The 26528-nt window shown below is 65.3% G+C and carries 28 protein-coding genes and 1 tRNA gene; 19 read left to right on the forward strand and 10 right to left on the reverse strand.

Translation table 11 applies throughout. The features are described 5' to 3' along the window. Positions 1 to 33: 33 nt before the first annotated feature. Positions 34 to 1254, reverse strand: coding sequence for a menaquinone reductase MenJ (gene menJ, locus AC5Y42_RS02140; RefSeq protein WP_499895409.1), 1221 nt, complete (start codon positions 1252 to 1254; stop codon positions 34 to 36). A 21-nt stretch (positions 1255 to 1275) separates the two neighbouring features. Here menJ and grcC1 point away from each other — a divergent pair, with 21 nt between their 5' ends. From grcC1 to AC5Y42_RS02155, 3 genes are all read left to right on the forward strand, one after another. Beyond that, on the forward strand, positions 1276 to 2283 hold the full coding sequence (gene grcC1 / locus AC5Y42_RS02145; protein ID WP_499895410.1) for a nonaprenyl/(2E,6E)-farnesyl/geranylgeranyl diphosphat synthase: 1008 nt from the start codon (positions 1276 to 1278) through the stop codon (positions 2281 to 2283). A 69-nt stretch (positions 2284 to 2352) separates the two neighbouring features. Continuing rightward, entirely contained in the window at positions 2353 to 3207 is an 855-nt protein-coding gene (gene htpX, locus AC5Y42_RS02150; RefSeq protein WP_499895412.1) for a zinc metalloprotease HtpX, read from the forward strand. Between the two features lie 67 nt (positions 3208 to 3274). Next, the gene (locus AC5Y42_RS02155) at positions 3275 to 3619 is read left to right on the forward strand and encodes a type II toxin-antitoxin system HicB family antitoxin (RefSeq protein WP_499895414.1); all 345 of its coding nucleotides are present in this window, start codon (positions 3275 to 3277) and stop codon (positions 3617 to 3619) included. A 3-nt stretch (positions 3620 to 3622) separates the two neighbouring features. On the opposite strand, the gene AC5Y42_RS02160 is transcribed toward AC5Y42_RS02155, so the two are convergent. Then, on the reverse strand, positions 3623 to 5131 hold the full coding sequence (locus AC5Y42_RS02160; RefSeq protein ID WP_499895415.1) for a SulP family inorganic anion transporter: 1509 nt from the start codon (positions 5129 to 5131) through the stop codon (positions 3623 to 3625). Positions 5132 to 5434: 303 nt separating this feature from the next. Here AC5Y42_RS02160 and AC5Y42_RS02165 point away from each other — a divergent pair, with 303 nt between their 5' ends. Continuing rightward, on the forward strand, positions 5435 to 5677 hold the full coding sequence (locus tag AC5Y42_RS02165; protein ID WP_499895416.1) for a helix-turn-helix transcriptional regulator: 243 nt from the start codon (positions 5435 to 5437) through the stop codon (positions 5675 to 5677). A 17-nt stretch (positions 5678 to 5694) separates the two neighbouring features. Here the strand turns inward: AC5Y42_RS02165 and AC5Y42_RS02170 are convergent, their stop codons facing one another. From AC5Y42_RS02170 to AC5Y42_RS02190, 5 genes are all read right to left on the reverse strand, one after another. Beyond that, a complete protein-coding gene (locus AC5Y42_RS02170; protein WP_499895417.1) occupies positions 5695 to 6720 on the reverse strand; it encodes an NAD(P)H-dependent glycerol-3-phosphate dehydrogenase in 1026 nt (341 codons plus the stop codon). A 19-nt stretch (positions 6721 to 6739) separates the two neighbouring features. Further along, entirely contained in the window at positions 6740 to 8227 is a 1488-nt protein-coding gene (locus tag AC5Y42_RS02175) for a flavin-containing monooxygenase (protein ID WP_499895419.1), read from the reverse strand. Positions 8228 to 8309: 82 nt separating this feature from the next. Further along, the gene (locus AC5Y42_RS02180; protein ID WP_499895421.1) at positions 8310 to 8924 is read right to left on the reverse strand and encodes an RES family NAD+ phosphorylase; all 615 of its coding nucleotides are present in this window, start codon (positions 8922 to 8924) and stop codon (positions 8310 to 8312) included. Next, positions 8921 to 9427 carry a hypothetical protein gene (locus AC5Y42_RS02185; RefSeq protein ID WP_499895423.1) on the reverse strand — a complete coding sequence of 169 codons (507 nt, stop codon included), beginning with the start codon at positions 9425 to 9427 and terminating at the stop codon, positions 8921 to 8923. Before AC5Y42_RS02185 ends, AC5Y42_RS02180 begins: the two co-directional genes overlap by 4 nt. Before the next feature lie 56 nt (positions 9428 to 9483). Beyond that, on the reverse strand, positions 9484 to 9975 hold the full coding sequence (locus tag AC5Y42_RS02190) for a YajQ family cyclic di-GMP-binding protein (protein WP_499895425.1): 492 nt from the start codon (positions 9973 to 9975) through the stop codon (positions 9484 to 9486). Between the two features lie 82 nt (positions 9976 to 10057). Here AC5Y42_RS02190 and AC5Y42_RS02195 point away from each other — a divergent pair. The 6 genes from AC5Y42_RS02195 to AC5Y42_RS02220 all read left to right on the forward strand — a co-directional run bounded on the left by AC5Y42_RS02195 (position 10058) and on the right by AC5Y42_RS02220 (position 15103). Further along, positions 10058 to 10143, forward strand: a tRNA-Tyr gene (locus AC5Y42_RS02195). A 192-nt stretch (positions 10144 to 10335) separates the two neighbouring features. Then, positions 10336 to 10578 carry a hypothetical protein gene (locus AC5Y42_RS02200; RefSeq protein WP_499895427.1) on the forward strand — a complete coding sequence of 81 codons (243 nt, stop codon included), beginning with the start codon at positions 10336 to 10338 and terminating at the stop codon, positions 10576 to 10578. 79 nt (positions 10579 to 10657) lie between these two features. Beyond that, positions 10658 to 12166 carry a wax ester/triacylglycerol synthase domain-containing protein gene (locus AC5Y42_RS02205; protein WP_499895428.1) on the forward strand — a complete coding sequence of 503 codons (1509 nt, stop codon included), beginning with the start codon at positions 10658 to 10660 and terminating at the stop codon, positions 12164 to 12166. A gap of 546 nt (positions 12167 to 12712) precedes the next feature. Beyond that, entirely contained in the window at positions 12713 to 13261 is a 549-nt protein-coding gene (locus AC5Y42_RS02210; protein ID WP_499895430.1) for a DUF5994 family protein, read from the forward strand. Between the two features lie 363 nt (positions 13262 to 13624). Then, complete coding sequence (locus tag AC5Y42_RS02215; protein WP_499895431.1) at positions 13625 to 14332, forward strand: GAF and ANTAR domain-containing protein; 708 nt, start codon at positions 13625 to 13627, stop codon at positions 14330 to 14332. Positions 14333 to 14353: 21 nt separating this feature from the next. After that, a complete protein-coding gene (locus AC5Y42_RS02220; protein ID WP_499895433.1) occupies positions 14354 to 15103 on the forward strand; it encodes a GAF and ANTAR domain-containing protein in 750 nt (249 codons plus the stop codon). On the opposite strand, the gene AC5Y42_RS02225 is transcribed toward AC5Y42_RS02220, so the two are convergent. After that, entirely contained in the window at positions 15094 to 15903 is an 810-nt protein-coding gene (locus AC5Y42_RS02225; RefSeq protein WP_499895435.1) for a GAF and ANTAR domain-containing protein, read from the reverse strand. The genes AC5Y42_RS02220 and AC5Y42_RS02225 overlap by 10 nt on opposite strands. Before the next feature lie 26 nt (positions 15904 to 15929). Further along, positions 15930 to 17564, reverse strand: a complete 1635-nt coding sequence (locus AC5Y42_RS02230) for a fatty acyl-AMP ligase (RefSeq protein ID WP_499895436.1) — start codon at positions 17562 to 17564, stop codon at positions 15930 to 15932. Positions 17565 to 18042: 478 nt separating this feature from the next. On the opposite strand from AC5Y42_RS02230, the gene AC5Y42_RS02235 reads away from it, so the two are divergent. Further along, on the forward strand, positions 18043 to 18825 hold the full coding sequence (locus tag AC5Y42_RS02235; RefSeq protein ID WP_499895438.1) for a glycoside hydrolase family 16 protein: 783 nt from the start codon (positions 18043 to 18045) through the stop codon (positions 18823 to 18825). 3 nt (positions 18826 to 18828) lie between these two features. Here the strand turns inward: AC5Y42_RS02235 and AC5Y42_RS02240 are convergent, their stop codons facing one another. Beyond that, positions 18829 to 20904 carry an FUSC family protein gene (locus AC5Y42_RS02240; protein ID WP_499895846.1) on the reverse strand — a complete coding sequence of 692 codons (2076 nt, stop codon included), beginning with the start codon at positions 20902 to 20904 and terminating at the stop codon, positions 18829 to 18831. A 70-nt stretch (positions 20905 to 20974) separates the two neighbouring features. Here AC5Y42_RS02240 and galT point away from each other — a divergent pair, with 70 nt between their 5' ends. From galT to AC5Y42_RS02280, 8 genes are read left to right on the forward strand one after another with little or no spacing between them, the layout of a single operon-like run. Further along, positions 20975 to 22048: a galactose-1-phosphate uridylyltransferase gene (gene galT / locus AC5Y42_RS02245; protein WP_499895439.1), complete on the forward strand. Its 1074-nt coding sequence runs from the start codon at positions 20975 to 20977 to the stop codon at positions 22046 to 22048. Further along, positions 22045 to 23136 (forward strand): galactokinase, encoded by a 1092-nt coding sequence (locus AC5Y42_RS02250; protein WP_499895441.1) that lies wholly within the window; start codon positions 22045 to 22047, stop codon positions 23134 to 23136. The genes galT and AC5Y42_RS02250 overlap by 4 nt, the downstream gene beginning before the upstream one ends. 20 nt (positions 23137 to 23156) lie before the next feature. Continuing rightward, on the forward strand, positions 23157 to 23369 hold the full coding sequence (locus tag AC5Y42_RS02255; protein ID WP_499895442.1) for a type II toxin-antitoxin system VapB family antitoxin: 213 nt from the start codon (positions 23157 to 23159) through the stop codon (positions 23367 to 23369). Beyond that, on the forward strand, positions 23366 to 23770 hold the full coding sequence (gene vapC / locus AC5Y42_RS02260) for a type II toxin-antitoxin system VapC family toxin (protein ID WP_499895443.1): 405 nt from the start codon (positions 23366 to 23368) through the stop codon (positions 23768 to 23770). Before AC5Y42_RS02255 ends, vapC begins: the two co-directional genes overlap by 4 nt. Positions 23771 to 23821: 51 nt before the next feature. Continuing rightward, positions 23822 to 24082, forward strand: a complete 261-nt coding sequence (locus AC5Y42_RS02265; protein ID WP_499895444.1) for a type II toxin-antitoxin system Phd/YefM family antitoxin — start codon at positions 23822 to 23824, stop codon at positions 24080 to 24082. Beyond that, entirely contained in the window at positions 24079 to 24486 is a 408-nt protein-coding gene (locus tag AC5Y42_RS02270; RefSeq protein ID WP_499895445.1) for a type II toxin-antitoxin system VapC family toxin, read from the forward strand. The genes AC5Y42_RS02265 and AC5Y42_RS02270 overlap by 4 nt, the downstream gene beginning before the upstream one ends. Positions 24487 to 24533: 47 nt before the next feature. Continuing rightward, complete coding sequence (locus AC5Y42_RS02275; RefSeq protein ID WP_499895447.1) at positions 24534 to 25280, forward strand: Mut7-C RNAse domain-containing protein; 747 nt, start codon at positions 24534 to 24536, stop codon at positions 25278 to 25280. Further along, positions 25277 to 26443, forward strand: coding sequence for an FAD-binding domain (locus tag AC5Y42_RS02280; protein ID WP_499895448.1), 1167 nt, complete (start codon positions 25277 to 25279; stop codon positions 26441 to 26443). Before AC5Y42_RS02275 ends, AC5Y42_RS02280 begins: the two co-directional genes overlap by 4 nt. The last annotated feature ends 85 nt before the right edge of the window (positions 26444 to 26528 follow it).

Consider the following 26528-nt stretch of genomic DNA (forward strand, 5'->3'; position numbering starts at 1 on the left):
GATATATGTCAATGGGGTTGATATGCGCCAGAACTAACAGAAGGGCTTTCGGCGATCGGCCACTCGCGACAGCACGCCGCCGGCTCGCCACAGCCGGGCCACCGCGTCGGCATCGTCATCGGTGACCAGGTTGCCCATCACCCGTACGGCGATGCTCATCAGCCGCGTCGAGCGCATTGCCAGCGGCCCGGCCGCCGGCAAGAACCGCGGGAACGTCAGCAGCAGCGCCAACCGGCGCGCCACCGAAAACCCGCGACCGTAGTGGGTCTGCAGCACCTGCGGCCACACCCGCGACATGTCACCGGTCCCCAACAGCTCGGCGGCCAGCCGCCCGGTTTCCAACCCGTAGTCGATGCCCTCGCCATTCAAAGGGTTGACGCAGGCCGCCGCGTCGCCGATCAGCATCCAGTTCGGCCCGGCCACCCCCGACACCGCGCCGCCCATCGGCAGCAGCGCCGACGACACCGCGCGCGGCTGACCGTCAAACCCCCATTCGTCGCGGCGCAGATCGGTGTAATAGGACATCAGCGGCTTGAGCGCCAGATCGGCCTGCCGCTTGGTCGTCGACAGCGCGCCCACGCCGATGTTCACTTCGCCGTTGCCCAACGGGAAAATCCAGCCGTAGCCGGGCAGCACCGCGCCGTCGGGGGAGCGCAGTTCCAAATGCGACGTCAGCCACGGCTCCTCGCTGCGCGGAGTGGCCAGATACCCGCGGGCGGCAATGCCGTAGACGGTCTCCTGATGCCACCGCCGGCCCAGCACCCGGCCCAGCGTCGAGCGGGCGCCATCGGCCACCACCAGCTCCCGGCATGTCACCTGCGAGCCGTCGCCCAGCACCACCGACGCTACCCGCCCAACCGAGTCGTGGTGTACACCAACAGCCTTGACGCCCAACAACATTCGCGCACCGGACTCCTCGGCCACCTTGCGGATCCGGTCGTCGAGCTCGACGCGGGCCACCGCGCTGCCCGTCGCCGGGAACGATGGGCCCGGCCAGTCCACTTCCACCTCGCCGCCGAAGCCGCTCATCCGCAAGCCGCGATGCCGGATGCGGGCATCCAGCCAGTCGCCCAGGCCCAGCCGTTCCAGCTCGGCGACCGCGCGGGGGGTCAGCCCGTCGCCGCAGGCCTTATCGCGCGGGAAGCTCGCCGAGTCGATCACCAGCACGTCGCGACCCGCGCGGGCGGCCCAGGCCGCCGCCGCCGAACCGGCCGGTCCGGCGCCCACGACTACCACGTCGGCGTTGCTGCCCATGCTCACCAGTATGTTGGTCGCGTGAGGACTCCGGCGACTGTGGTGGCGGGTGTGGACTTCGGCGACGCCGCATTCGCCGCGGATGTGCGTGCGGGTGTCGACCGCATCGAGCAGTTGATGGAGACCGAGCTACGCGGCTCCGACGGCTTGATGACCGAGGCGGTGCTGCACCTGTTCGAGGCCGGCGGCAAACGGTTCCGCCCGCTGTTCACGGTGCTTTCCGCGCAACTCGGGCCGCAGCCGGACGCGCACGAGGTGACGATCGCCGGCGCGGTCATCGAGCTGGTGCACCTGGCCACGCTGTATCACGACGACGTGATGGACGAGGCGCAAGTGCGCCGCGGAGCGGCCAGTGCCAACGCGCGGTGGAGTAACAACATCGCGATCCTGGCCGGCGACTACTTGTTTGCGACGGCCTCGCGGCTGGTGTCGCGGCTGGGGCCCGACGCGGTGCGGGTGATCGCCGAGACGTTCGCCCAGCTGGTGACCGGACAGATGCGCGAGACCCGCGGCGCCGCGGGCGGCACGGACCCGATCGAGCACTACCTGAAGGTGGTGTACGAGAAAACGGCCTGTCTGATCGGCGCGGCGGGCCGTTTCGGTGCAATGTTCTCCGGCGCCGGCGACGATCAAATCGAGCGGCTGGACCGGCTCGGCGGCATCGTCGGCACCGCGTTCCAGATCTCCGACGACATCATCGACATCGACAGCGACCCGGACGAATCGGGCAAACTGCCCGGCACCGACCTGCGTGAAGGCGTGCACACATTGCCGGTGCTCTATGCGCTGCGCGACACCGGGCCCGACGCCGACCGGCTCCGCGAGCTGCTGGTCGGCCCGGTCGAGGACGACGAGGTGCTGGCCGAGGCACTTTCGCTGCTGCGCGGCTCGGCGGGCATGGCCCAGGCCAAGGACACTGTGGCGCGCTATGCGGCGCAGGCCCGCGAGGAGCTGGCCGCGCTGCCCGATCTGCCCAGCCGGCATGCGCTGGCCACGCTGGTCGACTACACGATCAACCGACACGGCTAGTCTGCGGAACCCGGCGGACGGCCCCGGGCGTTTAATGACTAAGACCCGGGTGTTCGTAGGAGGAAACTCATGACCTGGCATCCGCATCAGAACACGTTCAAGACGTTCGCGCTGCTGGTGGGCATGTCGGTGCTGATCGTGCTCGCCGGCGCGATGTTCGGCAGGACCGCGATGTGGCTGGCGGTGCTGTTCGCCGTCGGCATGAACGCTTACACCTATTTCAACAGCGACAAGTTGGCGCTACGGGCGATGCACGCCCAGCCGGTGTCCGAGGTGCAGGAGCCGGCGATGTACCGGATCGTCCGCGAGCTGGCCACCGCCGCACACCAGCCGATGCCGCGGCTGTACATCAGCGACACCGCCGCGCCCAACGCGTTCGCCACCGGGCGCAATCCACGCAACGCCGCGGTGTGCTGCACCACCGGCATCTTGAACATGCTCAACGAGCGCGAGTTGCGCGCCGTGCTCGGCCACGAGCTCTCACATGTCTACAACCGCGACATCCTGATCTCGTGTGTGGCCGGCGCGCTGGCATCGGTGATCACCGCGTTGTCCTACATGGCGATGTTCTTCGGTGGCGGTAACCGCGAGGGTGGCAATCCTTTTGCGCTGGTGTTCGTTTCACTGCTCGGCCCGATCGCGGCGACGGTGGTGCGGATGGCGGTCTCGCGTTCACGCGAGTACCAGGCCGACGAATCCGGCGCGATGTTGACCGGCGACCCGTTGGCGTTGGCCTCGGCGTTGCGCAAGATCTCCAGCGGCGTGCAGGCCGCGCCGCTGCCGCCGGAGCCGCAGCTGGCCAGCCAGGCGCACCTGATGATCGCCAACCCATTCCGGGCGGGCGAGCGGATCGGGTCGCTGTTCTCGACGCACCCGCCGATCGCCGACCGGATCCGCCGGCTGGAGTCGATGGCCCGCGGTTAGGTCTCAGTCGCCGGCCGAAGGATTAGCATCTCCTCCAAGTTGACATCGCATGTGATATCACCTGGGTATGAACCGTTACACGTATCGTGCTGAATGGTCCCCGGAGCAATCGGAATACGTCGGGCGCTGCATCGAACTGCCCTGGTTATCGGAGCGGGCGCCGACGATGCGGGAAGCGATTGCCGCCGTCGAGGAGGCCGTCGACAAAGAAATCGCCGAGCGGCACGCGACGGGCGGCAGCGTCCCGAGTCCACTCACCGAACGGCAATACAGCGGCAAATTCGTGGTCCGAACGTCGCCGGCATTGCATGCCCGGCTCACCATCGAAGCCGCCGAGCAGAACGTGTCGATGAATCAGTGGGTCGTGCAGAAGCTCTCCGACCGGCAGCAGCGCGGCCTCCTGGATTGGTGATAGCTACAGCATCCCGACGACGCGCACCGTCCCGCCGGTGGCGTGGTGCTGTCGCTGCCAGTCGTCGATCGCCTGATGCGCGGCATGGTCGAGGTAGTGGGCCAGCAACTCGACGGTGACCACGGTGCCCGCCGGGATCGACGCCAGGGCGGCGGTCAGTCGGGGCAGCGACATGAAGGTGCAGATGCCTTCCACGACCACGCGCCAGTTCTCGCCGTCGTGTTCGGTAGCGATTTTGGCCCGGATCACCCGCCAGCCGGTCAATGCGACGGCCAGCAGCAGTCCAATCGCTACGCCGTGCAGCACGTTGAGGAAGACAACAGCAAGCGTGGTCACCAGGTAGATGGCGAAATCACCGTTGCGGCGGGCGATTTGGATCTGAGCCGGCTGCAGCAGCCGGATCCCGATGACAATGAGCAGGCCGGCCAGTGCTGCACTGGGGATCTTTTGGACCAATGCTGCGAACGGCAGGGCGAACAGCAGAATCCAGAAGCTGTGTAGAACAGCTGAGGCGCTGGATTTCGCGCCCGCATTGATGTTGGCCGTGCTCCGCACAATCACCCCGGCGATCGGCAGCCCGCCGATTGCGCCGGACGCGATGTTGGCGGTGCCCTGTCCGATCAACTCGCGGTTGAGATCGCTGCGCGGCCCGTCGTGCAATCGGTCGACGGCAACGGCCGTCAGCAGGCTTTGAACACTGGCGATCAGCGCGACGGTGAGCACCGCCGTGGCGAAGGCTCCCCAGTTGCCCTTGGGGATACCCGGCAACGTCAACGCATCCAGCAGCGACCCGTCCAGCGTGATCCGGCGGACGTTGAACGGCAGCACCAGCGAGATGCCCGTCACGCCCACGATGGCGGCAAGCGGGCCCGGCACATTCGAGATCGGTTTCGGCACCCAGCGCCAGGCCACCAACGTGACGATCACGAGCATGCCCAGGATCAGCCCGCGGCCATGTGCGCCGAGTAGTTGGGCGGGCAGGCCGACGAGGTTATGCCACGAGGTGCTTTTGGATTCTCCACCCAGCAGCACATGGGCTTGCTGCAACGCGATTGTGATGCCGATGCCGGCCAGCATCGCGTGCACGACGACGGGCGAGATCGCCAGCGCCGCTCGGGCAACCCGGATCAGCCCGAGCAGCACCTGCAGCACACCGGCGGCCACGGTGATCAGACATGTTACCGCCCAACCGAATTGGGCGACGAGGTCGGCGACGACGACGGTCAGACCGGCCGCCGGACCACTGACCTGCAGCGGTGATCCGCCCATGATCCCGACGACGACGCCGCCGACGATTGCGGCGATCAGCCCGGCGAGCACCGGCGCGTCGGAGGCAATCGCGATGCCCAGCGAGAGTGGCAGCGCAACCAGGAACACCACGAGCGATGCCGGCAGGTCATACCGCAGAATCGATCGCAGCCGATCGCTGCGCACCGCCGCTGGGTCAACGTCGTGGTCGGCCAGTGCTTCGGTGTGCGGAATCGGTCGCTCCTTTGTCGGATCGCGGTCCATGGATGTGGAGCGTAATGACCTGCCGGTTAACACTTGAATATCTGAGGTTGCGACGACGTAAACTCTTGCCGCACATAACCTTTACCGATACTCGGGCGGCCCCTCGACGCCCAATTGCTCAGTCCGAGCCTATTTATCGGGCGAAGGGGTGGTCAAACCAGGCCGCCGGATACATAGAGAACACAAATTTGGGCCGCCGCCGGCCGCTGGGATCTATGTCCCAAAAAAATTGGATTCATCTATATCGAATTCGGTATAGTGGATGAGACGGTCAATGGTGAACCGTGAAAAGTGGTGATCCCGATGGCAGAAATCCAAACAGCAGATATCCGTGAGGCCGGATGGCCGATGACCTTGGCCGGGCTGGTCTACGAGACCCGGGCGGGTGCCGGGATGACGCAGGCCCAGTTGGCTGCGGCGCTGGAAACCAGCCAGTCAGCGGTCGCCGCGTGGGAGAACGGTAGCCGCGCGCCGACGGTCGAGGCACTGGAGCGAGTGGCTCGAGCATGCGGCAAGCGCCTGCATATCAGCATCGACGTCGACTGACGCACCGGCAATAGGGTCTAGAAGCCGGCGCCGTGCACCTCGTGCCCCGGTGCCTCGGCGATCAAGCCCCGGTAGGCCTGCTCGACGTTGGAGCCGTGGTTGATCACGCCGTCGACCTCACGGGCGATCGGCATGTTCAGCCCGTACTTGTCGGAAAACTCCATGATCACGCTGGCGGCTTTGACGCCCTCGGCGACTTGGTTCATCGACGCGATGATCTCGTCAATCGGCTTGCCGGCGCCGAGTTGCTCGCCGACGTGGCGGTTGCGGCTGCGCTGGCTGGTGCAGGTGACGATCAGATCGCCCATGCCGGCCAGGCCGGCGAAGGTGTCCCGTTGGCCGCCGGCCGCCTCGCCCAGCTTGGACATCTCACGCACCGAGCGGGCCATCACCATTGCGCGGGTGTTCTCGCCGATGCCCAACGAGTAGCCCATCCCCACCGCGATCGCATAGACGTTCTTCAACGCACCGGCCATCTCGACGCCGACCACGTCGTCGCTCGTATAAGTGCGAAACCGCTTGGTGCGGAACAGTTGTGCCAGCCGAGCAGCGAGATGCTGATCGGGCATTGCCAGCACGGCGGCGGCCGCGTATCCCTCGGCCACCTCGCGGGCGATGTTGGGGCCGGCCAGGATGCCGGCCGGGTGGCCGGGCAGCACCTCGTCGACGATCTGCGACATCCGCATATTCGTGCCCTGCTCGAGGCCTTTGACCAGTGACACCACCGGCACCCACGGCCGCAGCTCGGCGGCCAGTTCGGTGAGCACCCCGCGGAACCCGTGGGACGGCACTCCCATGACGACGACGTCGGCGCTGTTGGCGGCCTCGGAGAAGTCGGTGGTGGCACGCAGGTTCTCGCTGAGGTCCACGCTGTCGCCGAGATAGCGGGTGTTGCGGTGGTTGTCGTTGATGTCCTTGGCGGTGTCCTCCGAGCGCACCCATTGCAGCGTCGGTGCGCGGCGCGCGCAGATGGACGCGACGGTGGTGCCCCAAGAGCCGCCACCCAAGACGACGACGTTCGGTTCGCGCAGAGCAGGTGCCATGGCGATCAGCGTATGGCGTCTAGCCGGCCAGCGCTGCGGTTTCCTCGGCGCGGCCGAACACCATCGCTTCCTCGACCCGGTCGAACTGGTAGTCGAGCGCGTCGGCGAAGTAGTTCTGCCGCACATTCCACGGCCGCTTGGTGCCCGATTTGGGCAGCGCATGCAGTGAGCGCAGCACATAGCCGGCCTGGATATCCCACGACGGCTTTTCCGGCATCGGCTCCGCGCCGAGATGCGGATACGCATGGGTGTAGCCGTGAGTCTTCATGTGCGCCAACAGCTTTGCGGTCGCGCGGGCGGTAATGTCGGCGCGCAACGTCCATGAGGCGTTGGTGTAGCCCACACACCAGAACAGGTTGGGCACGTCTTCGAGCATGTGCGCCTTGTAGACGAATCGGTCCTGGGGCTTGATTTCGGACCCGTCGATGGACACCGTGACACCGCCGAGCGCCTGCAATTGCAGGCCGGTGGCGGTGACGATGATGTCGGCGTCCAAATGGCCACCGGACTTCAAAACGATTCCGGTGGAATCGAAGTGGTCGATATGGTCGGTGACCACCTCGGCGCGTCCCTCGCCAATCGCGACGTAGAGGTCGGCGTCGGGAATCAGGCACAGCCGCTGGTCCCACGGGTTGTAGCGCGGCTTGAAGTGAGTGTCCACGTCGTAGCCCTTGGGCAGGTTGCTGATCGCGATGCGGCGGATCCACCACTTCATGAAGCCGGGTGTCTTGCGGGCCAAGAACCAGATCAAGCCTTCGAACAGCGCGTTGCGCAACCGGATGATCAGGTGAGCCAGCCTGCGCGGCAATAGCTTTCGCAGGCCGTCGGCGAACCAGCTGTACTTCGAGGCCGAGAACATGTACGTCGGTGAGCGCTGCAGCATCGTGACTTTCGACGCTTTCTCGGTCAGCGACGGGATCAGCGAAATCGCCGTCGCACCACTGCCGATCACCACCATCTTCTTGCCGGTGTAGTCGAGGTCCTCCGGCCAGTGCTGCGGATGCACGACGGTGCCGCCGAACTGCTCGAGGCCGGGGAAATCCGGGGTGTAGGCCTCGTCGTAGTTGTAGTAGCCGGAGCCGAAGAACACGAACCGGCCGCGGTAGGTCGTCGGCGCGCCGTCCTGCTCGGCGGTGACCGTCCAGGTGTCGGTCGAGGAGTCCCAGTCGGCCGAGCGGACATAGCTGTTGAACCGGATGTGCGAATCGATGCCGTACTTGTGCGCGGTTGCTTTCAGGTAGGCACGGATGTCGTCGCCGTCGGCCACGCCTTCTTTGCGGGTCCACGGCTCGTAGGGGAAGCACAGCGTGAAGATGCTGCTGTCCGAACGCACGCCGGGGTAGCGGAACAGGTCCCACGTGCCGCCGATCTGCTCGCGGCGCTCCAGGATGACGTAGCTCAGACCGGGGTTGCGTTCGGTGAGCCGATAAGCCGCGCCCAGCCCGGAAATGCCGGCGCCGATGATTACGACGTCGAAGTATCCGGTGTCCTCTGGCGTTGCGGTCATCGCGAACCTCGCTTCTGGCGACGGTGTGGTCTTGGTCACCAGGGTAGGCACCCACCGGTTGATTGGGCCAGAGCGGTACAGATTAGGACGGCTGAGGCAGCACGTCGACATGCAGCGGTGCGCACAGGTCGATCAGCCACATCTGGTCGGCAGGGCTGGCGAAGATGCGTGCGTGCGAGACGTCCTGAACGAAGGCGTCGGCGCACCGATCGCCGAAGAACACATACGCCTTACTGTCATTGCACAATCGCGACATCCACACCACGCCATCTAGGCCGATCCCGTGCGCGGCTTCGGCCCATTGCACCGTGCTCGGGTAGCTGGAAGCCGGGCTCGACGTGACATCGTCGGCATTGACCTTGAGGCGTCGTAATCCCATGCCGTAGAGGACGGCGAGACGCAGCTCGCGGGTCACTTCGAGACGGACGAGTGCTTTGTGGGAGTACCTGTCGTAGGACAGCACGCCCCCTTCGGTCGGGACGTTGTGCAACAGCGATTCGGCGACCGCCGCTTCTTCGGTCTCCGCCGTGTACATGATCGGTACGACTGGGTCGCCGAAGAAGCCGAACCGGGTCGGGCCGCCGATGCCGGGGTTGAACTCGATGGGTTTACGGGCAGCCGTGAAGGCGCGATATAGCAGCTGCCCGACGGGCAGGGTGTCGATGGCTGGGTCGAACGGAGTCGGCGGCCTTTTCACCACTCGATGGACAAGTCGTCCGCTGCCACGGCGACGACGCGGTCCGGATCTTCGGCGAGGTGATCGACGGGGCGATCCCCGTCGAAGTACGTCGTCGGCGAGCACAACCACTGCACCAGGCCCGCCTCCGACCAGTCACTGGTTTCGGCGATTTCGCGCAGCCGGTGTATCACGGCGAGCGGCTGCCCGTCCGGCCCGAACTGGAACCCCGGATAGGCGAGGTAGTTGCCCTGCCGTACAGCAACCAGTTGGTTGTTGCGGTGCGCGGTGGTGGCGAGATTGCGCGGGGCACGGGACCGCGACCCCATCCGTTTGCCGGCTTCGGTGCTGGTCAGCATGCCGAACTCGGCCTCGATTCGCGCGTAGAGGTTGTGTTCGGCTTGCACCGCCCGCGCGATGGCAGGCTCGGTGTACACGGCAACGGATGCAAGCGCAGCGCCCACGGCTCGAGCACTCTCACGGACGCGCCGCGTTGCGACGGTGAGGTCCTCGACAGTGGTCATAGTGACCAGCATATATGCACTTCATGCGCTGACGCTAGGCGCACGAATCGCACGACCTACCGATAGTTGACGAACTGCAACGCGACGTCGAGGTCAGCGTCTTTCAACATGGCGATGACGGCCTGCAGGTCGTCGCGTTTCTTGCTGGACACCCGGACCTCGTCGCCCTGGATCTGGGACTTGACGTTCTTGGGTCCTTCATCGCGGATCAGCTTGGTGATCTTCTTGGCGTTCTCGCTGGAAATGCCCTGCTTGAGGGTGCCGGTGATCTTGTAGGTCTTGCCGGAGGCCTGCGGCTCGCCGGCGTCGAAGGCCTTGAGGCTGATGTCGCGACGAATCAGCTTTTCTTTGAAGACGTCGACGGCGGCTTTGACGCGCTCCTCGGTGGACGATGTCAACTCGATCGCCTCGTCGCCCTTCCACGCGATCTTGGTGTCGGTGCCGCGGAAGTCGAACCGGGTGGCCAGTTCCTTGGCAGCCTGGTTGAGGGCGTTGTCGACCTCTTGGTGCTCGATCTTGCTGACGACATCGAACGATGAATCCGCCATTGGATCCGTTCCCCTTCCATCGGTATTAGCCGTTTGTACTCCGGGTACATCCTCGTTGTACTCTGCTACCCGTAATACATACGGCAGGTTGCCCGAGCGGCCAATGGGAGCGGACTGTAAATCCGTCGGCTTACGCCTACCCAGGTTCGAATCCTGGACCTGCCACCACGGCTCAGGGGTCTGTCGGCGTTGGCGCATTGACGGGCGCGGGCCCGTTCCGGACGCGCGTAGTGTGAAAAGCATCGGCGCTGTCTCTTCCGCTAACCCACCTGGTTGCGTCTTGGCCGAATCCAACAATTTGGCCGGTTCTTGGTCAAGACCGTAACGGCGCTAGTCGGTGCCCGGGATAGGTACAGAGCAATGAAAAATGACGACCCGATATTCAAAGCACTCAGCGAGTTTGGCATTGGCGACATGCCGTCCGAAGCGGTGATCTCACAACGCATGCTTCGGCGACTCGAGGACATCGACAATGCGACCACCGCAGGCCCTACCACCGAGGCTGCGCGCGCTGCCCTGGCCTTGAGCGTGGTCGCTCATGCCGTGGTCGAACTGGAGATCCAGCTCCTCGAGTTGAAGCGCCGACTGGGACAAAGAACATGAACGTCGCCGGATCTGCCGGCACGATGGGCTTGATCGTTGCGACCCGACAGCCTTCCGTGGCTGAAGCGGGGGCCTGCTGATGGGTACCCGATTGTCAGAAGCGGATACGCGGTGGTTGCAGGTCGAGGATTCGACGACGCCGGCGGATACTGTCTCGCTGATCATCACCGAGCCGTCCGATCAGCTCAGCCACGAACGGCTACACCAGTTGGTGGCCTCGTCGCTGCCGCGACTGGCGCGCTTCCGTAGCCGGCTGGTGGGCAAGCCGCTGGGCGTGGGTCAGCCGTTGTGGGCCGAGATCGAAGACTATGACCCAACGTCTCAAATCCATAGTGCAACGATTCCCGCTCCAGGCGGGCGGTGCGAGCTCGCCGATCTGATCGCGCAGCTGAGCACCGCGCGGCATGACCGGCGCAGAAGCCTGTGGGAAGCCTGGAGCATCGACGGACTGGCGGGCGGCCGGTGGGCGCTCGCCGTGAAGATGTCGCCTGCGTTGAACGACGGCGGCCAGGGCGCAGCGTCTGTGTGGTCGCGACTGCTCGGTTGCCGTCCCGGTGACAACCCTGCCAACGAACGGCCTATCCAGCCGAGCTTGGGCACGGCGCCCTCTTTCGGCGAACTCGCCACCGATCTCGTCAGCGAGATCGTAGAAAACTACGTCAAGGGCATTTGTATCGTTGCCGAGACCGTGGCAGGTGCACTGCGCACCGTGGGCGGCACCATTCAACCCGCCCGGGCACAACCAGCGGTGCCGTCGACAAGCAGGCCGCTGCCGCAAAGCGTGTTCGACACTCCGCTGACTCAACGCCGATCGGTGGCCTTTGCGTCGGTCCGACGAGCCGACCTGGAGAGGGTGAGTAACGCGTTCGGAGGCACCCTCACCAACGCGTTCCTGGCCGCGTGCACGCTGTCGCTACGTGCCTGGCTCCAACGACACCACGTCATGCACGACGGTCCACTGACGATCCAGATACCGCTGCAGCCGGCCAGCATCGACCCCAACGCTATGGGAAATTCGTTGGCCATCGGTCGAATTCGCATTCCAGTCCAGCTCGATGACCCCGTACAGGTGCTCACGAACCTGCACACCGCCACCGAGAGGGCGAGCGCCGCGCACACGCGCGACGTCGAAAAGACCGGCCAAAGAGTCGATTTTGCGCGTATCGCGGCACTCCTACCGCCCGCCACTGTCCGCACTGGTATGCGGTTGTACAGCGGATTGGGCCTCCGGAAAACGCGACGGCCGATCTGTCACGGGAGCGTCTCATATGCTGCTGGTCAGCCGGAATCGACGTACTGTGCCGGTGCCAAGGTCGTCGGTATGCACACCGTCGCGCCGCTGACCGAACACTGCGGCTTGAATTTCACCCTGACCCGCTACGGCGACGTCATGGACCTGAGTGTGTGCGCATGCCCCGAGAACGTGCCCGCAGTCGACGACATCGCGACCGGCGTCGCCGAATCGGTCGACATCCTGGTGGCGGCCGCGCAAGAATCCCCCCGCGGGCAAGGCCGCTCAGTGGTGACGGAGATGACCTCACATGCCACCAACCGTTGGCACCCCCGAAACTATTGGTTGCCGCAATAGCTGTGCGTGCCAAAGTTATGGAATGACGGCCGTACTGGAAGCTCAATTGAGAGCCTTTAGGTTTTACCTTCTGCCCGTTGACATTCGAAGTTGCACCCTCGACTTCTGCGCGCTTGGCGGCACATTTTTGTTCGAGCGTCCGGATCGTATGCCTCCCGGCGATGAGCAGTCCAAAAACACCGGTGGACTGGCAGGAAATTGCCTGCCAGCCCACATGGATAACAAGTTCACTAAACGATGAAAATTCGGGTTGCAGTCCAACGCCGCAGAGTTGCTGGCCCCGTCTCCAGTTGCCTCATGATGGCCCGCGCAACACGCGGGGTGTAGCGTCGAGGGTGAACCAGTTCGTATCAAGTGCGATCCGATTCAATCGTCGATCCCTACACGCATGTACCGGGTCAACCTCGAAGTGAAGGGATCGTTCGTGCATTACAACACCTCACGCTCGAGGATTGCCGAATTCGTTGCTACGACTGACTGTTCGACCCTCGCCACTTGGGTCGCGGGGCCATCAACCCCATGAACAGCTCTGCGCGTGGTCGGCGCTTGGCGAGTCCAGTGCGGCTGGCCCTCGCTATGGAACTGGGTGGGGATCTTGACGGCGCGTGGTGGCCGCACACTGCCTCGATAGCGCGCGAGCTGCCCGAGCTGATCGAGGCTTTGTCGACGCGACTGGGTCACATCATCGATATCAGCGTCAACTGGTCGTCTTTGGAAGGCTCGCCAGTCCTCGACCCGCATAATCGGGTAATCAGCGGTGACAGCGGCCAGGTTCTCAGTCACCAACGCCTGATGGTGATCACTGGCAGTTCGGCTTCGACGAGTCTTCTGGTGATCCCGTCCGGGACCTCCACGTCGTTAGCCGTGATGGTCTTGCGGCACGCCGCCGCCCGCACTTTCATGTCCGCTGAACGGGATTCTCAATCATTCCGGACGGCTGACAGCATTGTGCATGCCGCGCGCGCTGAAAGCGCACTGTGCGCGCAACGCCTGCGCGATGCAGAACTGGCCCACGTCGCTACCGCGCAAGCAGCCACCGCATGTGACGAATACGCTGCCGAGGTGTGGTCCGAGACCATTGAACGCGGAACGTAGAACACGGCTTCCGAAACCCGACAACAGCTCGCCTCCGCGAGCAGATAACGAGACAGCCATGACGAAGGCCGCCGGAGTACGCCCGGGTGTCCGCGCCCCGCTAACGGTCAGGGACATCATTCGTGCGGGCCTTCGTCGGAAGGCCAGACGCAGGGAAATGACTGCAGCACAGTCGACGTGGGAGTCCGAGGGAGGTGCAACTGAGAAAAGTGGGCCGCCGCTCAACCGCATTCAGTGTCGCGCACCCCGGGGCCTCGGTGGTTGATCCATGCCGCTTCCCATCGCATCCACACCGGTCGGTTCACTTCAGCTGGTGGAGTGTGTAGAAATGTCCGTGCCACTGCGACTCCCGTTCGGTTAGATGTGGCGGTTCACGACGAGCTTCGCGCGGCCGTCGACGGCCGGCGTGGCACCGTGGCCGCCGACTCGCTGTGCGAGGCGTGCGTGACATTGTTCGGCATTGACGCGGCGGCTATTTCGTTGGTCTTCGCTGGGGTCACCAGCGGAACCTTGGGCTCCAGCGGCGCACCGGCGCGCGTGTATGACGAACTCCAGTTCACCCTCGGCGAGGGGCCTTGCCTGGACTCCGTCACGCTTCGCGCTCCCATCCTCATCGCCGACCTCGCCGACGCCAAGGGCGGGCGGTGGCCTGCCTACGGCCCGGCCATGCTCGACCACAAGATCCGGGGTGTATTTGCGATCCCGCTCGTGCTGGCCGGCCAATATGTCGGTGCCCTCGACCTGTTCCGCGCGCAACCCGGCGAGCTCCACGGCGAGCATCTGGCCGGCGCAATCGTCGCCGCTGAACTGGCCGGTCTACCCCTGCTGGACCTCATGGATGCCGACCTGCAGGCGGCGGTCAACGACCCTGACAGCGCCGCCTGGGCGGAGTTCAATGTATTGAGCCGCGCAGAGGTCAGCCAGGCCACCGGCATGCTCGTCGCGCAACTCGAGGTCGAGCCCGCCCAGGCGCTGGTGCGACTGCGCGCCTACGCCTACGCCGCTGGCCGCAGCGCGACCGACGTCGCCCGCGACATTCTCGCCCGACGCTTGACACTCGAGTCTGACTGATGCAGTCCGAAGGAGGGCAACGTGACCGATACCCCTCGGGAAAGCCGGGTGCTGGACGCGGTTGTGTCGCTCGTCGACACTCTGCTCGACGACTTCGACGTCGTCGATTTACTCACCGAACTCACTGAGCGCTGCGCAGACTTGCTGGATATCGCGACCGCGGGCTTTCTGCTCGCCGATCCGTTGGGGCAACTCCGCTTGCTGGCTGCGACGTCCGGGCAGACCCACGAACTGGAACTGTTCCAACTGCAGGCCGATGAGGGTCCTTGCGTGGATTGCTATTCCACCGGCCAACCCGTCTCGGTCGCAGACCTGCGCGCCGAAACCTCGCGCTGGCCGCGGTTCGTTCCCGCCGCGCTGGAGGTAGGCGTCGCCTCCGTGCACGCGGTGCCGATGCGCGCCGCCGGAATTGTGTTGGGCTCTTTGGGCTTGTTCGGTGCCCGGCCCGGCGAGCTCAACGAGGCCGATTTGCTGGCCGGACAGACGCTGGCGCATATCGCGTGCGTGGCGATCCTGCAAGAACATCCGCCGACACCCTCGACGGTGACGCCGCGGTTGCGCTCGGCGTTGACCAACCGCATCGTCGTTGAGCAGGCGAAGGGGTTCTTGCGCGCCAGCCTCGATGTTTCATTGGACGAGGCATTCGCGCTGTTGCGCAGCTACGCCCGTACCCACGACGATCACCTGACCGACGTTGCCCGGCAATTGATGACCGAACCGGGTTCCCGTCCGGCGCTACTGGAAGCGATGTCCGAACTGGCTCACGGCTGAGCCCGCCGTGCTTGGGCACGCCGCACGGCCTCCTCGACCAGTCGCGCAGCGACCACACGGAGCTTGACGTTCTCGGCTTGACTCATCCGGACGAGCCGCGCAAAGGCCACTTCGGCGTTGGCGCCCGACCGGCTCCGGATGATGCCGATCGCCTGATCGATCACTGTGCGGCTAACCAACGCCCGTTGCAGTTGTTCGGCCCGCTCTCGAGCCCCGGCCAGCAGTTCTGCGTTGTAGATCGACACCGCCGCCGGCCCGGCGAACTGCGAACCCAATTGCACGGCGTGCTCGCCGAACGCGTCGTGGTTAGTCGCATAGCAGTTGATCGCGCCCGTCACCTGTTCGCCAACCATCAACGGCAGTGACAGCGCCGAGTGCACGCCCATCCTCGCGACCCGGCCACCGAAGTGCGGCCAGCGGCTGTCGCTCCCCAGCGATCCACTGACGATGGTCCGTCGCGACTCCATACACGTGATGCACGGTCCCTCATTCAACTCGTCGTACTGTACGGAATCGATATCGCGAACGAATCCCGCTGTGGCGGTACCTATTTGGAGCTTCGGTCTGCCTTGATCTGCGTCGATCAACGCAATTCCGGCACCGTCGACCCCGGGTATGGCATGGGCCGCAAACTCGGCGACTTCGCCCAGCAGCTCGAACACGGCCCGGGCACCGGCCACCATCCCGGCCAGCCCTTGCAGTCCGGCGTGCAAGTCGAGATCGTCCGCTTCCTGTTGGGCGGCGGACAATTTCGGATGCGCGGGCGCTTCGCGGCCGGGCTGGGCATCGTAGTCGACCATTGCACCGACAAATGTACGCCCGCTATCTAGGAAACCAGCGCCAATGCGTAGGCACGCCGCAGTTTTCCCGACGGCGTTTTGGGGATCGTTCCAGGCTCAAGCACAACCACGTTGCGGGGGCGGACATCGACCTCGGCCACGACCTCGTGCGCGACCTCACGCTCGATGCGGCGCACCTCGGCCAAGTCCTCCCAGGCGTTGCATTCGACGGCCACGGCAAACGTCTCCCGCGGGTGGCCGGCGTCAAGGCGAACTGCGACGGCACAGCCGGACCGGACCCCGTGAACACGAGAAGCGGCGCGCTCGATATCGGTGGGGTGGACGTTACGCCCGGCCATGATGATCACGTCCTTCAACCGGCCACATACCACCACCTCGCCAGTCTCGGTCAAATAGCCCAGATCGCCTGTGTCGTACCAACCTTCGCCATCCTGGGCGGTGACGAACCCGGCAGCGGTCGTGTACCCCCGGGTTACCGGTTCGCCGCGCACTTCAATGACGCCGACACCGCGAGCCGGCAGCACTTCGCCGTTCTGCTCGACGATCCGGGCTTCCAGCCCCTTCAGCGGACGACCGAGGGAAGCCAAGCGCCGGGTTTTGCCACGGGAGGCCGGAACGGCTCGGTGCAGCACGGCGAGCAGGTCGGCGTCGATTTCGTCGACCATCAGCCCGCGGCCACATTCGGTGAACGACACCGCCACCGTCGTTTCGGCCATGCCGTAGGCGGGCACGATCGCTTCCGCACGCAGCCCGAACGGTGCACCGGCGTCGCGCAGGTCCTCGACGTCAGCGGGCTCGACTTGCTCGGCGCCCGAGAGCGCCCACCGCAGCGTCGACAGGTCGAACTGGCCGGGCTGAGCTTGTTTGCGTAGGCGTTTAGCGAACATCGTGTAGGCGAAGTTGGGCGCCGCCGTCATCGTGCCGTTGTACTTGTCGATGAGCTTCGCCCACAGCAGGGTGTCGCGCAGAAAGTCCATCGGCGTGACCTTTACCAACTCGACCCCGAAATACATTGGCACCGCGAGATAGCCGGTCATGCCCATGTCGTGGAAGCACGGCAGCCAGCTCACGATCACATCCGATTCGCGATCGACGTTTGCGCCGACAAACATCGCGTCGGCATTCGCGACGAAGTTGCGATGACTGATCTGGACGGCTTTAGGGGATCCCGTAGAGCCGGACGTCAATTGCAGGAGGGCTATGTCGTCTTCGTCGGTAGCGATCGGGTCGATCGAACGGCTGTCGAGTAACCCGTCGATGGTCAAGACCCGAATTCCCAGCTGGGACAGCAGCGGCGCCGCGGCCATGAACGGATCGGAGACCACTATCACTTTGGCGTCGATCATCTTGATGACAGCTGTCGTTTCCTCGGCCCAGCGTTGCAAATCGGTGCGCGGTGTGGGCTGGTGCAGCATGGTGAGGCTCCCCCCGCGCATCCATATCCCCTGCGCGGTCGGCGCGATCTCGACCGGCGCCCCGGCCAGCACTGCGACCGCGTCGCCGGTGCCCACACCGGCCGCGGCCAGACCCCCTGCAACGCGGCGGGCCCGATCGTGGACCTGACTCCAGGTGTGCCGGACCGGTGCGTCCGGCTCCCCGGTGACCATGCCCTTGCGACTGCTGTGGGCGTTGTCATACATCGTCTGGGTGAATCGGCTCACGACAAATCCCCTGGCTTTCGCGTGACCCCGCGGCATGCGTTGGTCGGATTGGCGGTGCGATTGCAGTGACGGAGCCGATGGGGTTCGACCGTGGAAGAGTGTGGCCCTCTCTTGTACACCCCAGATGGTGTCGGATGGGCTGACTGTACAGACTCGACCGTCGTCGAACGGCGAGGCGCGCCAGCGACCACTGGACCTGCTGTCAAGCGAGACCTCCGACCTCGGCAAGCACAACTGACGAAACTGTCGGCCTACATCGGGCCAAAGCCGCATCGGCGGGGAAATCGCATCGCCGCCGTGACGTTGCCGTGAGGCTGGAGGGTCAACCGCCTGTGACGGTACCCGGCCGGCTGGCTGCCCGCCAGCAACTCATTGCGTGTTGGTAGTCCCAATGCGGGTGCGACGCGCCGTGGCCATATGGTTTCATGGCACCGATTCGGGGAGTGGCCGGTGCAATCGGGGATGGGCGGTATGTGAGATGAATCGTCGCGACATGATGCTGACGATGGGCTTCGGCGCGCTGGCGGCCGCGATCCCGCTGCCAGAGGCCCGGGCCGACCGCCAGGGGAACTACATTTTCCACGACGAGTTCGACGGCCCGGCGGGTTCAGCCCCCGACAAGTCGAAGTGGACGATCGCCCGGGCCCGCGAGTCGATGAAAGACCCGACGTATTGGGAACGACCGGAAAACGTCGGCCAGTACCGCGACGATCGCCAAAACGTTTTCCTCGACGGCAAATCCAACCTCGTTCTGCGCGCCGCCAAAGACGGCAACACCTACTACAGCGGCAAAGTGCAAAGTCCGTGGCGCGGCGGCATCGGCCACACCTGGGAAGCCCGGATCAAACTCAACTGCCTGACCGCCGGGTGCTGGCCGGCCTTCTGGTTAGGCAACGACAACAATGGCGAAATCGACGTGATGGAGTGGTACGGCAACGGCAGTTGGCCGTCGGCCACCACCGTCCATACCAAAGCAAACGGCGCCGAATGGGCGACGCACAACATCGCGCTGGACAGCGGGTGGCACACCTGGCGATGCCAGTGGGATGACGCCGGTATGCGGTTCTACCAGGACTACGTCGACGGCGCGCAGCCATATTTCACGGTGCCGGCGAATTCGATTGGCGACTGGCCGTTCAATGACCCTGGTTACCAAGTCTTTCCGGTGCTCAACCTTGCGGTCGCCGGTTCGGGTGGCGGTGATCCCGGGCCGGGCAGTTATCCGGCGGAGATGCTCATCGACTGGGTGCGCGTCTGGTAGCTGCTAGTGCACGCCGTCGTTGGCGCCGAGATCGATGGCCTCGGTGACGACGGCGCGGTCGATTTGGCGCAGTGCATGCAAGACGGTGAGTAGTCGTTGAGTATCTGCTTCACCGTCCAACTGGCAGGCGAGAGTCTCTGCGGCGTCGACGTAGTCGGTGGCGGGAACCACCGGTGTGCGCTGGTCGCGGGTGTCCAGCACGTCGATGTTGCGGCGAACCTGCGCGGCGGCTGAGGTGATCGCGTCGGCCAGTTCGCCGGAGGCATCGTCGTAGCGGTCGCTGCTGCGGGCCAGGCTTCGTCCGTAGTGGTCGCAGGCGTTGAGCACCCGCAACCCGCGGCGAATGCTGCGCCGCCCGTTGAGCCCGGCGACGCCGGCCAGCAGCGGTTTGGCGGTTACCCGGAACTGCTGCAGATCGCGGTCGAGTTGGCGGGCCTTCTCGGTCGGGCTCGCGACGGCGCCGTCACCGAGCAGCGTCGCAACCGAGGTGTTGATCAGCTCGGCCAGCGTCGTCAAAAATGCGTGGGCGTCGTCGCGCACCGCCGCGCGAGTGTGGGTCGGCAGCACCAGGATTGCGACGGCGACGCCGATGACGGCGCCGATTGCGGTTTCTTCGATCCGCAGCACCAGCAGGTGAAAGGTGAACTGGCCCAATAGCCCGTACAGCAAGGCCAGCATCGTGGTGATCCAGAACGTCATCAGGCTGTAGGCGACCTTCATGAAATAGAAGGAGCAGAACAGACATACGAAGATCAAGAACAGCGACGCCACACCATTGCCGGAGACCAGGGTGGCCACCAGCACACCGCTGGGCACCCCGAGCGCGGTGCCCAGTAGCCGCTGCCAACCCTTGGTCAGGGTTTCGCCCCAGGAGTTGGTGCCGGCGAACACCACGAACGCGGCGATCACCGCCCAATACCAGCGGTCCGGCGAGACCAGCTCGCCGGCGATGATCGCCAACGACGCGGCGACGCCGGCCTGGACGGCTTGCCGCGTGGTGGGCCGCAGACCGGTGACGGGTTGTTCATCGGGGACTGCGGGCGCCGGCGGCGGTTCAGTAGCGCTCTCGGTGACCGCTTGGTCGACCAGCGCGCGCACCTCGGCGGCCGCGGTGGCGGTGGCGGTGATCGCCAGGGCCAGCCGGCGCACGGCGGCGTCGTCGGCATATTGGTCAAGCAGCTGCTGCGCCAGGCCAGCAGCCCGCTGCAACTCACCGGACTGGGGCGCCCGGATGGCCCTGGCGAGCTGAGCAAGTGTTAAGGCCAGGCCGGCGCGGGCAGCAGCGGGGATGTCGGCGTCCGCGGCTCGTGCGCCGGCCGTCGCGACCCGTTCGACGGTGAGCTCGGCGTCGAACAACCACAACGCCAGCTGCTCGCCGGTGACCCCGGCCCACACCGCGGCCGGGTTGACCTTGTCTTCGATCTGGCTTTGCACCATCAACGCGGTCTCGTTGAGCCGCGCGGTGCGGACCCGCAGCCGGCGGCGGCGTCGCTCATCGAACCGGCCGGCCTGCAGCGCCTCGGCGGTGGTGTCGACGACGATGGCCATCCGCGCCCGCAGTGAACGCATGCTGGCCCGCAGCACGCGTTCGGGTCGGTCGGGCAACACGTACACGCCGAGCACCAAACTGCAGATGGTGCCGACCACGATGGCGCCGATCAGCCACGGCAACTCGGTGGTGCGGGCATGCAGGAACAACGTGAAGAAGTACGACATGAACGTGACCATCCCCAGCGCCCGTCCCCGCGGACCGAACCGGCGGACGTAGACCGCGCCGAACACGACCAGCACGAACACGGCGTCGCTGACCACCTTGTACGGTCCGAGCAGCGTGCCGGCCGAGACGGCCACCGCCGCGGGCAGCGGCAGCAGCAGCATGGTGATCTTCTGTCGGCGCGGGTCGGGCTCGTTGACCGATCGCGCGGAAATCATGGTGATCAGCACACCCAGCAGCGCCACGGTGACGGGCTGGCCGGTCGCCCTGGTCAGCAGGTAAAGGATGGCCAGGGCGCAGGCCAGCGCGGCGGTAGTGCGGCCGGCCATCCGCAGCCGCAGCAGGCCGGGATCGGTGCCGATCACCCAGTTCTGCGCGCGCTCATAGCGCGCGGTGATCCGGGTGTCGTCCACGCTGTCGATTATTGTTCGACGCGTGACGGCGCCGATCCGCGCGGAGCTGGCCGATGGCCGTGACCTGCTGTTCTTCGCGCTGCCCGGCCATGTTCCGGCACCGGTTGCCGATCAGCGGCCATTGCCGAAGCGTGACGGGCTCCACTCGCAGTTGCGATTCGACCGGTCGACTGGGCAGTGGGTGATCGTCGCCGCGCTGCGCCAAGACCGCACCTACAAACCGCCGCCCGATCAATGCCCGCTGTGTCCGGGACCGACCGGGCTCACCAGCGAGGTGCCCGCGCCGGATTACGACGTCGTCGTCTTCGAAAACCGGTTCCCGAGCCTGTCCGGCGCGGGCGAGTCAGCGCTGGCGGTGCCGGAGGGGTTCGTGTCGGTGCCGGGCCGCGGCCGCTGCGAGGTGATCTGCTATTCCAGCAATCACACCGGTTCGTTCGCCGCCCTGGAACCGCCGCATGCCCGCCTGGTTGTGGAGGCGTGGCGACACCGCACCGCCGATCTGATGGCGCTACCCGGGGTTGAGCAGGTGTTCTGCTTCGAGAACCGCGGTGAGGAGATCGGAGTGACGCTGAATCATCCGCACGGTCAGATTTACGGCTATCCCTATCTGACCCCGCGAACTGCGACCATGCTGGGCCAGGCTGGTGAGCATCGAAAACAATACGGCGGCAATCTTTTTGCTGACCTGCTCGAGCGTGAGGTGGCAGACGGGAGTCGCATTGTCGCGCGCACCGAGCTGTTCACGGCGTTCGTGCCGTTCGCCGCACGCTGGCCGGTAGAGGTGCACATCTATCCGAACCGGTTCGTGCACAACCTCGTCGAACTCGATGCGGCAGAGCTGGACGGGTTCGCTTCGATTTATCTCGACGTGCTGCAGCGGTTCGATCGGATGTATTCCGCGCCGCTGCCGTACATGTCGGCACTGCATCAGTACACCGAAGCCCAGCGGGAGGGCTACTTTCATGTCGAGCTGATGTCGATTCGTCGCAGCGCCACCGCGCTCAAGTACCTGGCGGCCTCCGAGTCGGCCATGGATGCGTTCATCAGCGACGTGACACCGGAGAGTGTGGCTGGGCGGCTGCGAGAACTCGCGTGACGGTCCGGTATTCCGCACCGGGGCGAATAAACCTGATCGGCGAGCACACCGACTACAACCTCGGTTTCGCGTTGCCGATCGCGTTGCCGCAGCGCACTGCGGTGACGTTCGTGCCCGAGGACACCGATGCGATCACGGTGTGCAGCGACGGCGTCGACGGCTCGGTGCGGATTCCGCTCGACACGGCGCCCGGCGAGGTGACCGGCTGGGCCGGGTATGTGGCCGGGGTGGTGTGGGCGCTGCGCAGCGCCGGCCACCCGGTGCCCGGCGGTGCGATGTCGATCACCAGCGACGTCCCGATCGGGTCGGGCCTGTCGTCCTCGGCGGCATTGGAATGTGCTGCGTTGGGCGCGATGCTGTCCGCCGCCGGTCACAACATCGACCGCATGGAGCAGGCCCGGTTGGCGCAGCGCGCGGAAAACGACTATGTCGGTGTCCCAACGGGTTTGCTGGACCAGTTGGCGTCGCTGTTCGGTGCACCGTCGACGGCGCTGCTGATCGATTTTCGTGAACTTACCGTGGCGCCGGTGGCGTTTGATCCCGGCGCTTGCGGTGTGGCGCTGCTGCTGATCGATTCCCGGGCCCGGCACACTCACGCGGGCGGCGAGTACGCCGCCCGTCGCGCATCCTGCGAGCGCGTTGCCGCCCAGCTGCACGTGCCGTCGCTGCGTGACATCGGGGACGTTTCGGCGCTGGACGGTGTTGGTGACCCGATCGATGCTCGTCGTGCCCGCCATGTGCTGACCGAAAATCAGCGTGTCGTCGCTCTCGTTGCCGCCCTGGGTGATTCCGACTTCGTCGAAGCCGGGCGGCTCTTCACCGCCTCCCACCTCTCGATGCGTGACGACTTCGAGATCACCACCGCGCACATTGATCTGATCGCCGACAGCGCGGTGCGCGCGGGGGCGCTGGGTGCCCGGATGACGGGCGGTGGCTTTGGCGGCTGTGTCATCGCGCTGGTGCCGGTCGATCGGGTGGCGGCAGTCAGCGAGGCGGTGCGACGCGCGGTGCGCGAAGCGGGTTATGACGAGCCGGCGATCACCCGTACCCACGCCGCCCGCGGTGCTGGTCTGACGCCGACCGTGTAGTTGAGGTGCATGATTGGTGTATGTCGCGCACCAATATCGACCTCGATGACGAACTCACTGCCGAGGTGATGCGCAGGTTCGGCCTTACGACAAAGCAGGCAGCAGTGGACCTTGCGCTGCGTCGCTTGGTGGGTGCTCCGTTGAGCCGTGAGTTCCTGCTTAGTCTCGAAGGCGTTGGCTGGGAAGGCGACCTCGATGGTTTGCGGAGCGAGCGACCAGACGAATTTGCATGAGCCTCGTCGACACCTCCGCGTGGATCGAATACCTTCGCGCGACGGGATCGGCCGCCGCGATTGAGGTGCGCCGGTTGCTCTCCGAAGAAGCAAACCAGGTCGCGATGTGTGAGGCCATCGCAATGGAGATTTTGGCCGGAGCGATCGATGACGGCAGACATGCAAAGCTCGAGCAGCTAGTGAATGGTCTGCCGTCGTTGTCTGTCGACGATGCCGTCGATTTCCGGGTGGCGGCGGGTATATACCGCGCTGCTCGGCGGGCGGGTCAGACGATTCGGAGCCTCAACGACTGTTTGATCGCTGCGATCGCAATTCGCCACGGCGCGCGTATGGTTCACCGAGACGCCGACTTCGACGTCATCGCGGGGATTACCGACCTGGTTGCCGCATCGTTTCCATAACCGGCCGCGCGGGTGCCGGCAGTGATGCTACGAATGTGCTACATTCGTAGCATGTCCGAGGTAGCTTCCCGTGAGCTGCGCAACGACACGGCGGGCGTGCTTCGCCGCGTGCGAGCGGGGGAGAATGTCACCATCACGGTCAGTGGGCGCGCCGTCGCGGTTCTCACAGCAGTTCAACCGCAGCGTCGACGTTGGCTGAACAAAACCGAGTTCCTGACGAGATTGCGCCGCGCACAAGCCGATCCAGGTTTACGCGACGACCTCGCGGCGCTCGCCGGCGACACGACAGACGAGCTCGGGCCGATCGTATGAACGATATGCCCGACGCGGGTCTGCTCGACACATCAGTGTTCATCGCAACCGAAACCGGACGACAACTCGACGAGGCGCTGATACCGGCGGAAGTCGCCACCACTGTCATCACCCTCGCCGAACTCAACGCCGGCGTACTGGCTGCCAGGACTTCTGGCATCCGGGCGCGACGATTGGCCACCCTTGAGTCTGTTAGCGACATGGAAACGTTGCCCGTCGATGAGGATGCCGCGCGCATGTGGGCGCGGCTGCGTATACATCTCGCCGAGAGCGGCGGCCGCGTCCGGATCAACGATTTGTGGATCGCGGCGATCGCGGCATCGCGGGCACTGCCGATCATCACCCAGGATGGCGACTTCACCGCCCTCAACGGCGTCGCTGACCTCACTGTCGTCCGGGTCTGATCGGGCACGGCGTTGCACGGTGGCGAGGCCCTGCGCGAGCATGAGGAATGGTCGGCTATGTGGACGTACGGGCCTACGCCGAGCTCAACGACTTCGTGGGCGCCGAGATGCGCGGTGCGACCGTGCGTCGGCCGTTCCGATCGCATCAGACAGTCAAGGATGTGCTGGAGGCGATGGGCATTCCGCACACCGAGGTCGACCTGATCCTGGTCAATGGTGATCCCAAGGACTTTGGCTTCCGCCCAACAGCGGGCGACCGCATTGCCGCGTATCCGATGTTCGAGGCGCTCGATGTGGGGTCGACGGCGCGGCTGCGGCCGGTGCCGTTGCGCGATCCGCGCTTTGTCGTCGACGTCAACCTCGGCCGGCTCGCCCGGCTGCTGCGTGTGCTCGGCTTCGACGTGTGGTGGTCGCATGACGCCGACGACCAGACCCTTGCCGATATCAGCCTGCGGCAGCAGCGGATTCTGCTGACTCGCGACCGCGGACTGCTGAAGCGTCGCGCGATCACCCATGGTCTGTTCGTGCACGCAGAGCAGCCCGAAGAACAGACGCTCGAGGTGATCCGGCGGCTGGACTTGCGCCAACGGCTGGCGCCGCTGACCCGGTGTCTGCGGTGCAACGGCACGCTGGCCGACGTCTCCAAAGGCGAGGTGATCGAGCACCTCGAACCGTTGACCCGCCGCTACTACGACGAATTCCGTCGCTGCACCGACTGCGGTCAAATCTATTGGCCCGGTTCACATCACGCAGGCTTGGCGGCTTTCGTCGAAAGACTCCAGGACCAGTTGTGAGAATCGCAATCAGTGGCGCAGGCGTGGCGGGGACGGCGCTCGCCTACTGGCTGCACCGCACTGGCCACACCCCGACGCTGATCGAGCAGGCGCCGAAGTTCCGCACCGGCGGCTACATGATCGACTTCTGGGGCGTCGGCTACCAAGTGGCCCAACGGATGGGCATCGAGAAATCAATCCTCGACGCCGGATACGACATTCAACTCCTCCGCTCCCTCGGCCCGAATGGTCAGGTGAACGCAGACCTGGACGTCGGCGTGTTTCGTCGGGTGCTCGGAGCCGACTTCACCAGCCTGCCCCGGGGCGATTTGGCCGCCGCGATGTACACCACCATCGATGGTGAGGTCGAAACGATTTTCGGCGACAGCATCACCGCCATCGACGAACACGACGACAATGTGCGCCTGAGCTTCGAGAACAGCGCGCCGCGTGATTTCGACCTCGTCATCGGCGCCGACGGGCTGCACTCCAACGTGCGTCGTCTCGTCTTCGGGCCGGAAGACGACTTCGAGCACTACCTCGGCTGCAAGGTCGCCGCGTGTGTGGTCGACGGCTACCGGCCCCGCGACGACCTGATCTACGTCACCTACAACGCTCCCGGCCGACAGGTCGGGCGCTGCTCGCTGCGCGGCGATCGCACCATGTTCCTGTTCGTCTTCCGCGCCGAACACGATGACGCCCGCGTGGCGCCAAAAAACCAGCTGCGCAACCAGTTCGGTGATGCCGGCTGGGAATGCCGGGACATCCTGGCAGCACTCGACCGAGTTGACGACCTGTACTTCGACGTCGTCAGCCAGATCCGGATGGACCGATGGTCGCGCGGCCGGGTACTGCTGGTCGGCGACGCGGCCGGCTGCATCTCGCTGCTCGGAGGCGAGGGCACCGGATTGGCGATCACCGAGGCGTACGTGCTGGCCGGAGAACTGGACCGCGCTGCCGACGACCATCGCCGCGCCTTCGATGCCTACGAGGCGCGGCTACGTCCGTTCATCGAGAGTAAGCAAGCCGGCGCGGTGAGGCTGATCTCGTTCTTCACCGCGCGAACCCGGTTCGGGCTGTGGTTGCGCAACGTGGTGATGCGCACGATGAACTTCGGGCCGCTGGCCACGCTGTTCGCCGGCAGCGTGCGCGACGACTTCGACCTGCCCGACTACGGCATATGAGCTGCCTGCAGTCACATCTGCCACGCCAGTCACCGGCAGGAGGCATGTGGATGTTTGCCCGCCTCTGAGCGACTAATGCGGTGCA

The sequence above is a fragment of the Mycobacterium sp. NGS48 genome, from assembly GCF_059812585.1.

Coding starts and splice junctions, on each gene's coding strand:
- menJ (WP_499895409.1), bottom strand. CDS start 1,254: ATGGGCAGCAACGCCGACGTGGTAGTCGTGGGCGCCGGACCGGCCGGT.
- htpX (WP_499895412.1), top strand. CDS start 2,353: ATGACCTGGCATCCGCATCAGAACACGTTCAAGACGTTCGCGCTGCTG.
- AC5Y42_RS02155 (WP_499895414.1), top strand. CDS start 3,275: ATGAACCGTTACACGTATCGTGCTGAATGGTCCCCGGAGCAATCGGAA.
- AC5Y42_RS02160 (WP_499895415.1), bottom strand. CDS start 5,131: ATGGACCGCGATCCGACAAAGGAGCGACCGATTCCGCACACCGAAGCA.
- AC5Y42_RS02165 (WP_499895416.1), top strand. CDS start 5,435: ATGGCAGAAATCCAAACAGCAGATATCCGTGAGGCCGGATGGCCGATG.
- AC5Y42_RS02170 (WP_499895417.1), bottom strand. CDS start 6,720: ATGGCACCTGCTCTGCGCGAACCGAACGTCGTCGTCTTGGGTGGCGGC.
- AC5Y42_RS02175 (WP_499895419.1), bottom strand. CDS start 8,227: ATGACCGCAACGCCAGAGGACACCGGATACTTCGACGTCGTAATCATC.
- AC5Y42_RS02185 (WP_499895423.1), bottom strand. CDS start 9,427: ATGACCACTGTCGAGGACCTCACCGTCGCAACGCGGCGCGTCCGTGAG.
- AC5Y42_RS02190 (WP_499895425.1), bottom strand. CDS start 9,975: ATGGCGGATTCATCGTTCGATGTCGTCAGCAAGATCGAGCACCAAGAG.
- AC5Y42_RS02200 (WP_499895427.1), top strand. CDS start 10,336: ATGAAAAATGACGACCCGATATTCAAAGCACTCAGCGAGTTTGGCATT.
- AC5Y42_RS02205 (WP_499895428.1), top strand. CDS start 10,658: ATGGGTACCCGATTGTCAGAAGCGGATACGCGGTGGTTGCAGGTCGAG.
- AC5Y42_RS02225 (WP_499895435.1), bottom strand. CDS start 15,903: ATGGTCGACTACGATGCCCAGCCCGGCCGCGAAGCGCCCGCGCATCCG.
- AC5Y42_RS02235 (WP_499895438.1), top strand. CDS start 18,043: ATGAATCGTCGCGACATGATGCTGACGATGGGCTTCGGCGCGCTGGCG.
- AC5Y42_RS02255 (WP_499895442.1), top strand. CDS start 23,157: ATGTCGCGCACCAATATCGACCTCGATGACGAACTCACTGCCGAGGTG.
- vapC (WP_499895443.1), top strand. CDS start 23,366: ATGAGCCTCGTCGACACCTCCGCGTGGATCGAATACCTTCGCGCGACG.
- AC5Y42_RS02265 (WP_499895444.1), top strand. CDS start 23,822: ATGTCCGAGGTAGCTTCCCGTGAGCTGCGCAACGACACGGCGGGCGTG.
- AC5Y42_RS02270 (WP_499895445.1), top strand. CDS start 24,079: ATGAACGATATGCCCGACGCGGGTCTGCTCGACACATCAGTGTTCATC.
- AC5Y42_RS02275 (WP_499895447.1), top strand. CDS start 24,534: ATGGTCGGCTATGTGGACGTACGGGCCTACGCCGAGCTCAACGACTTC.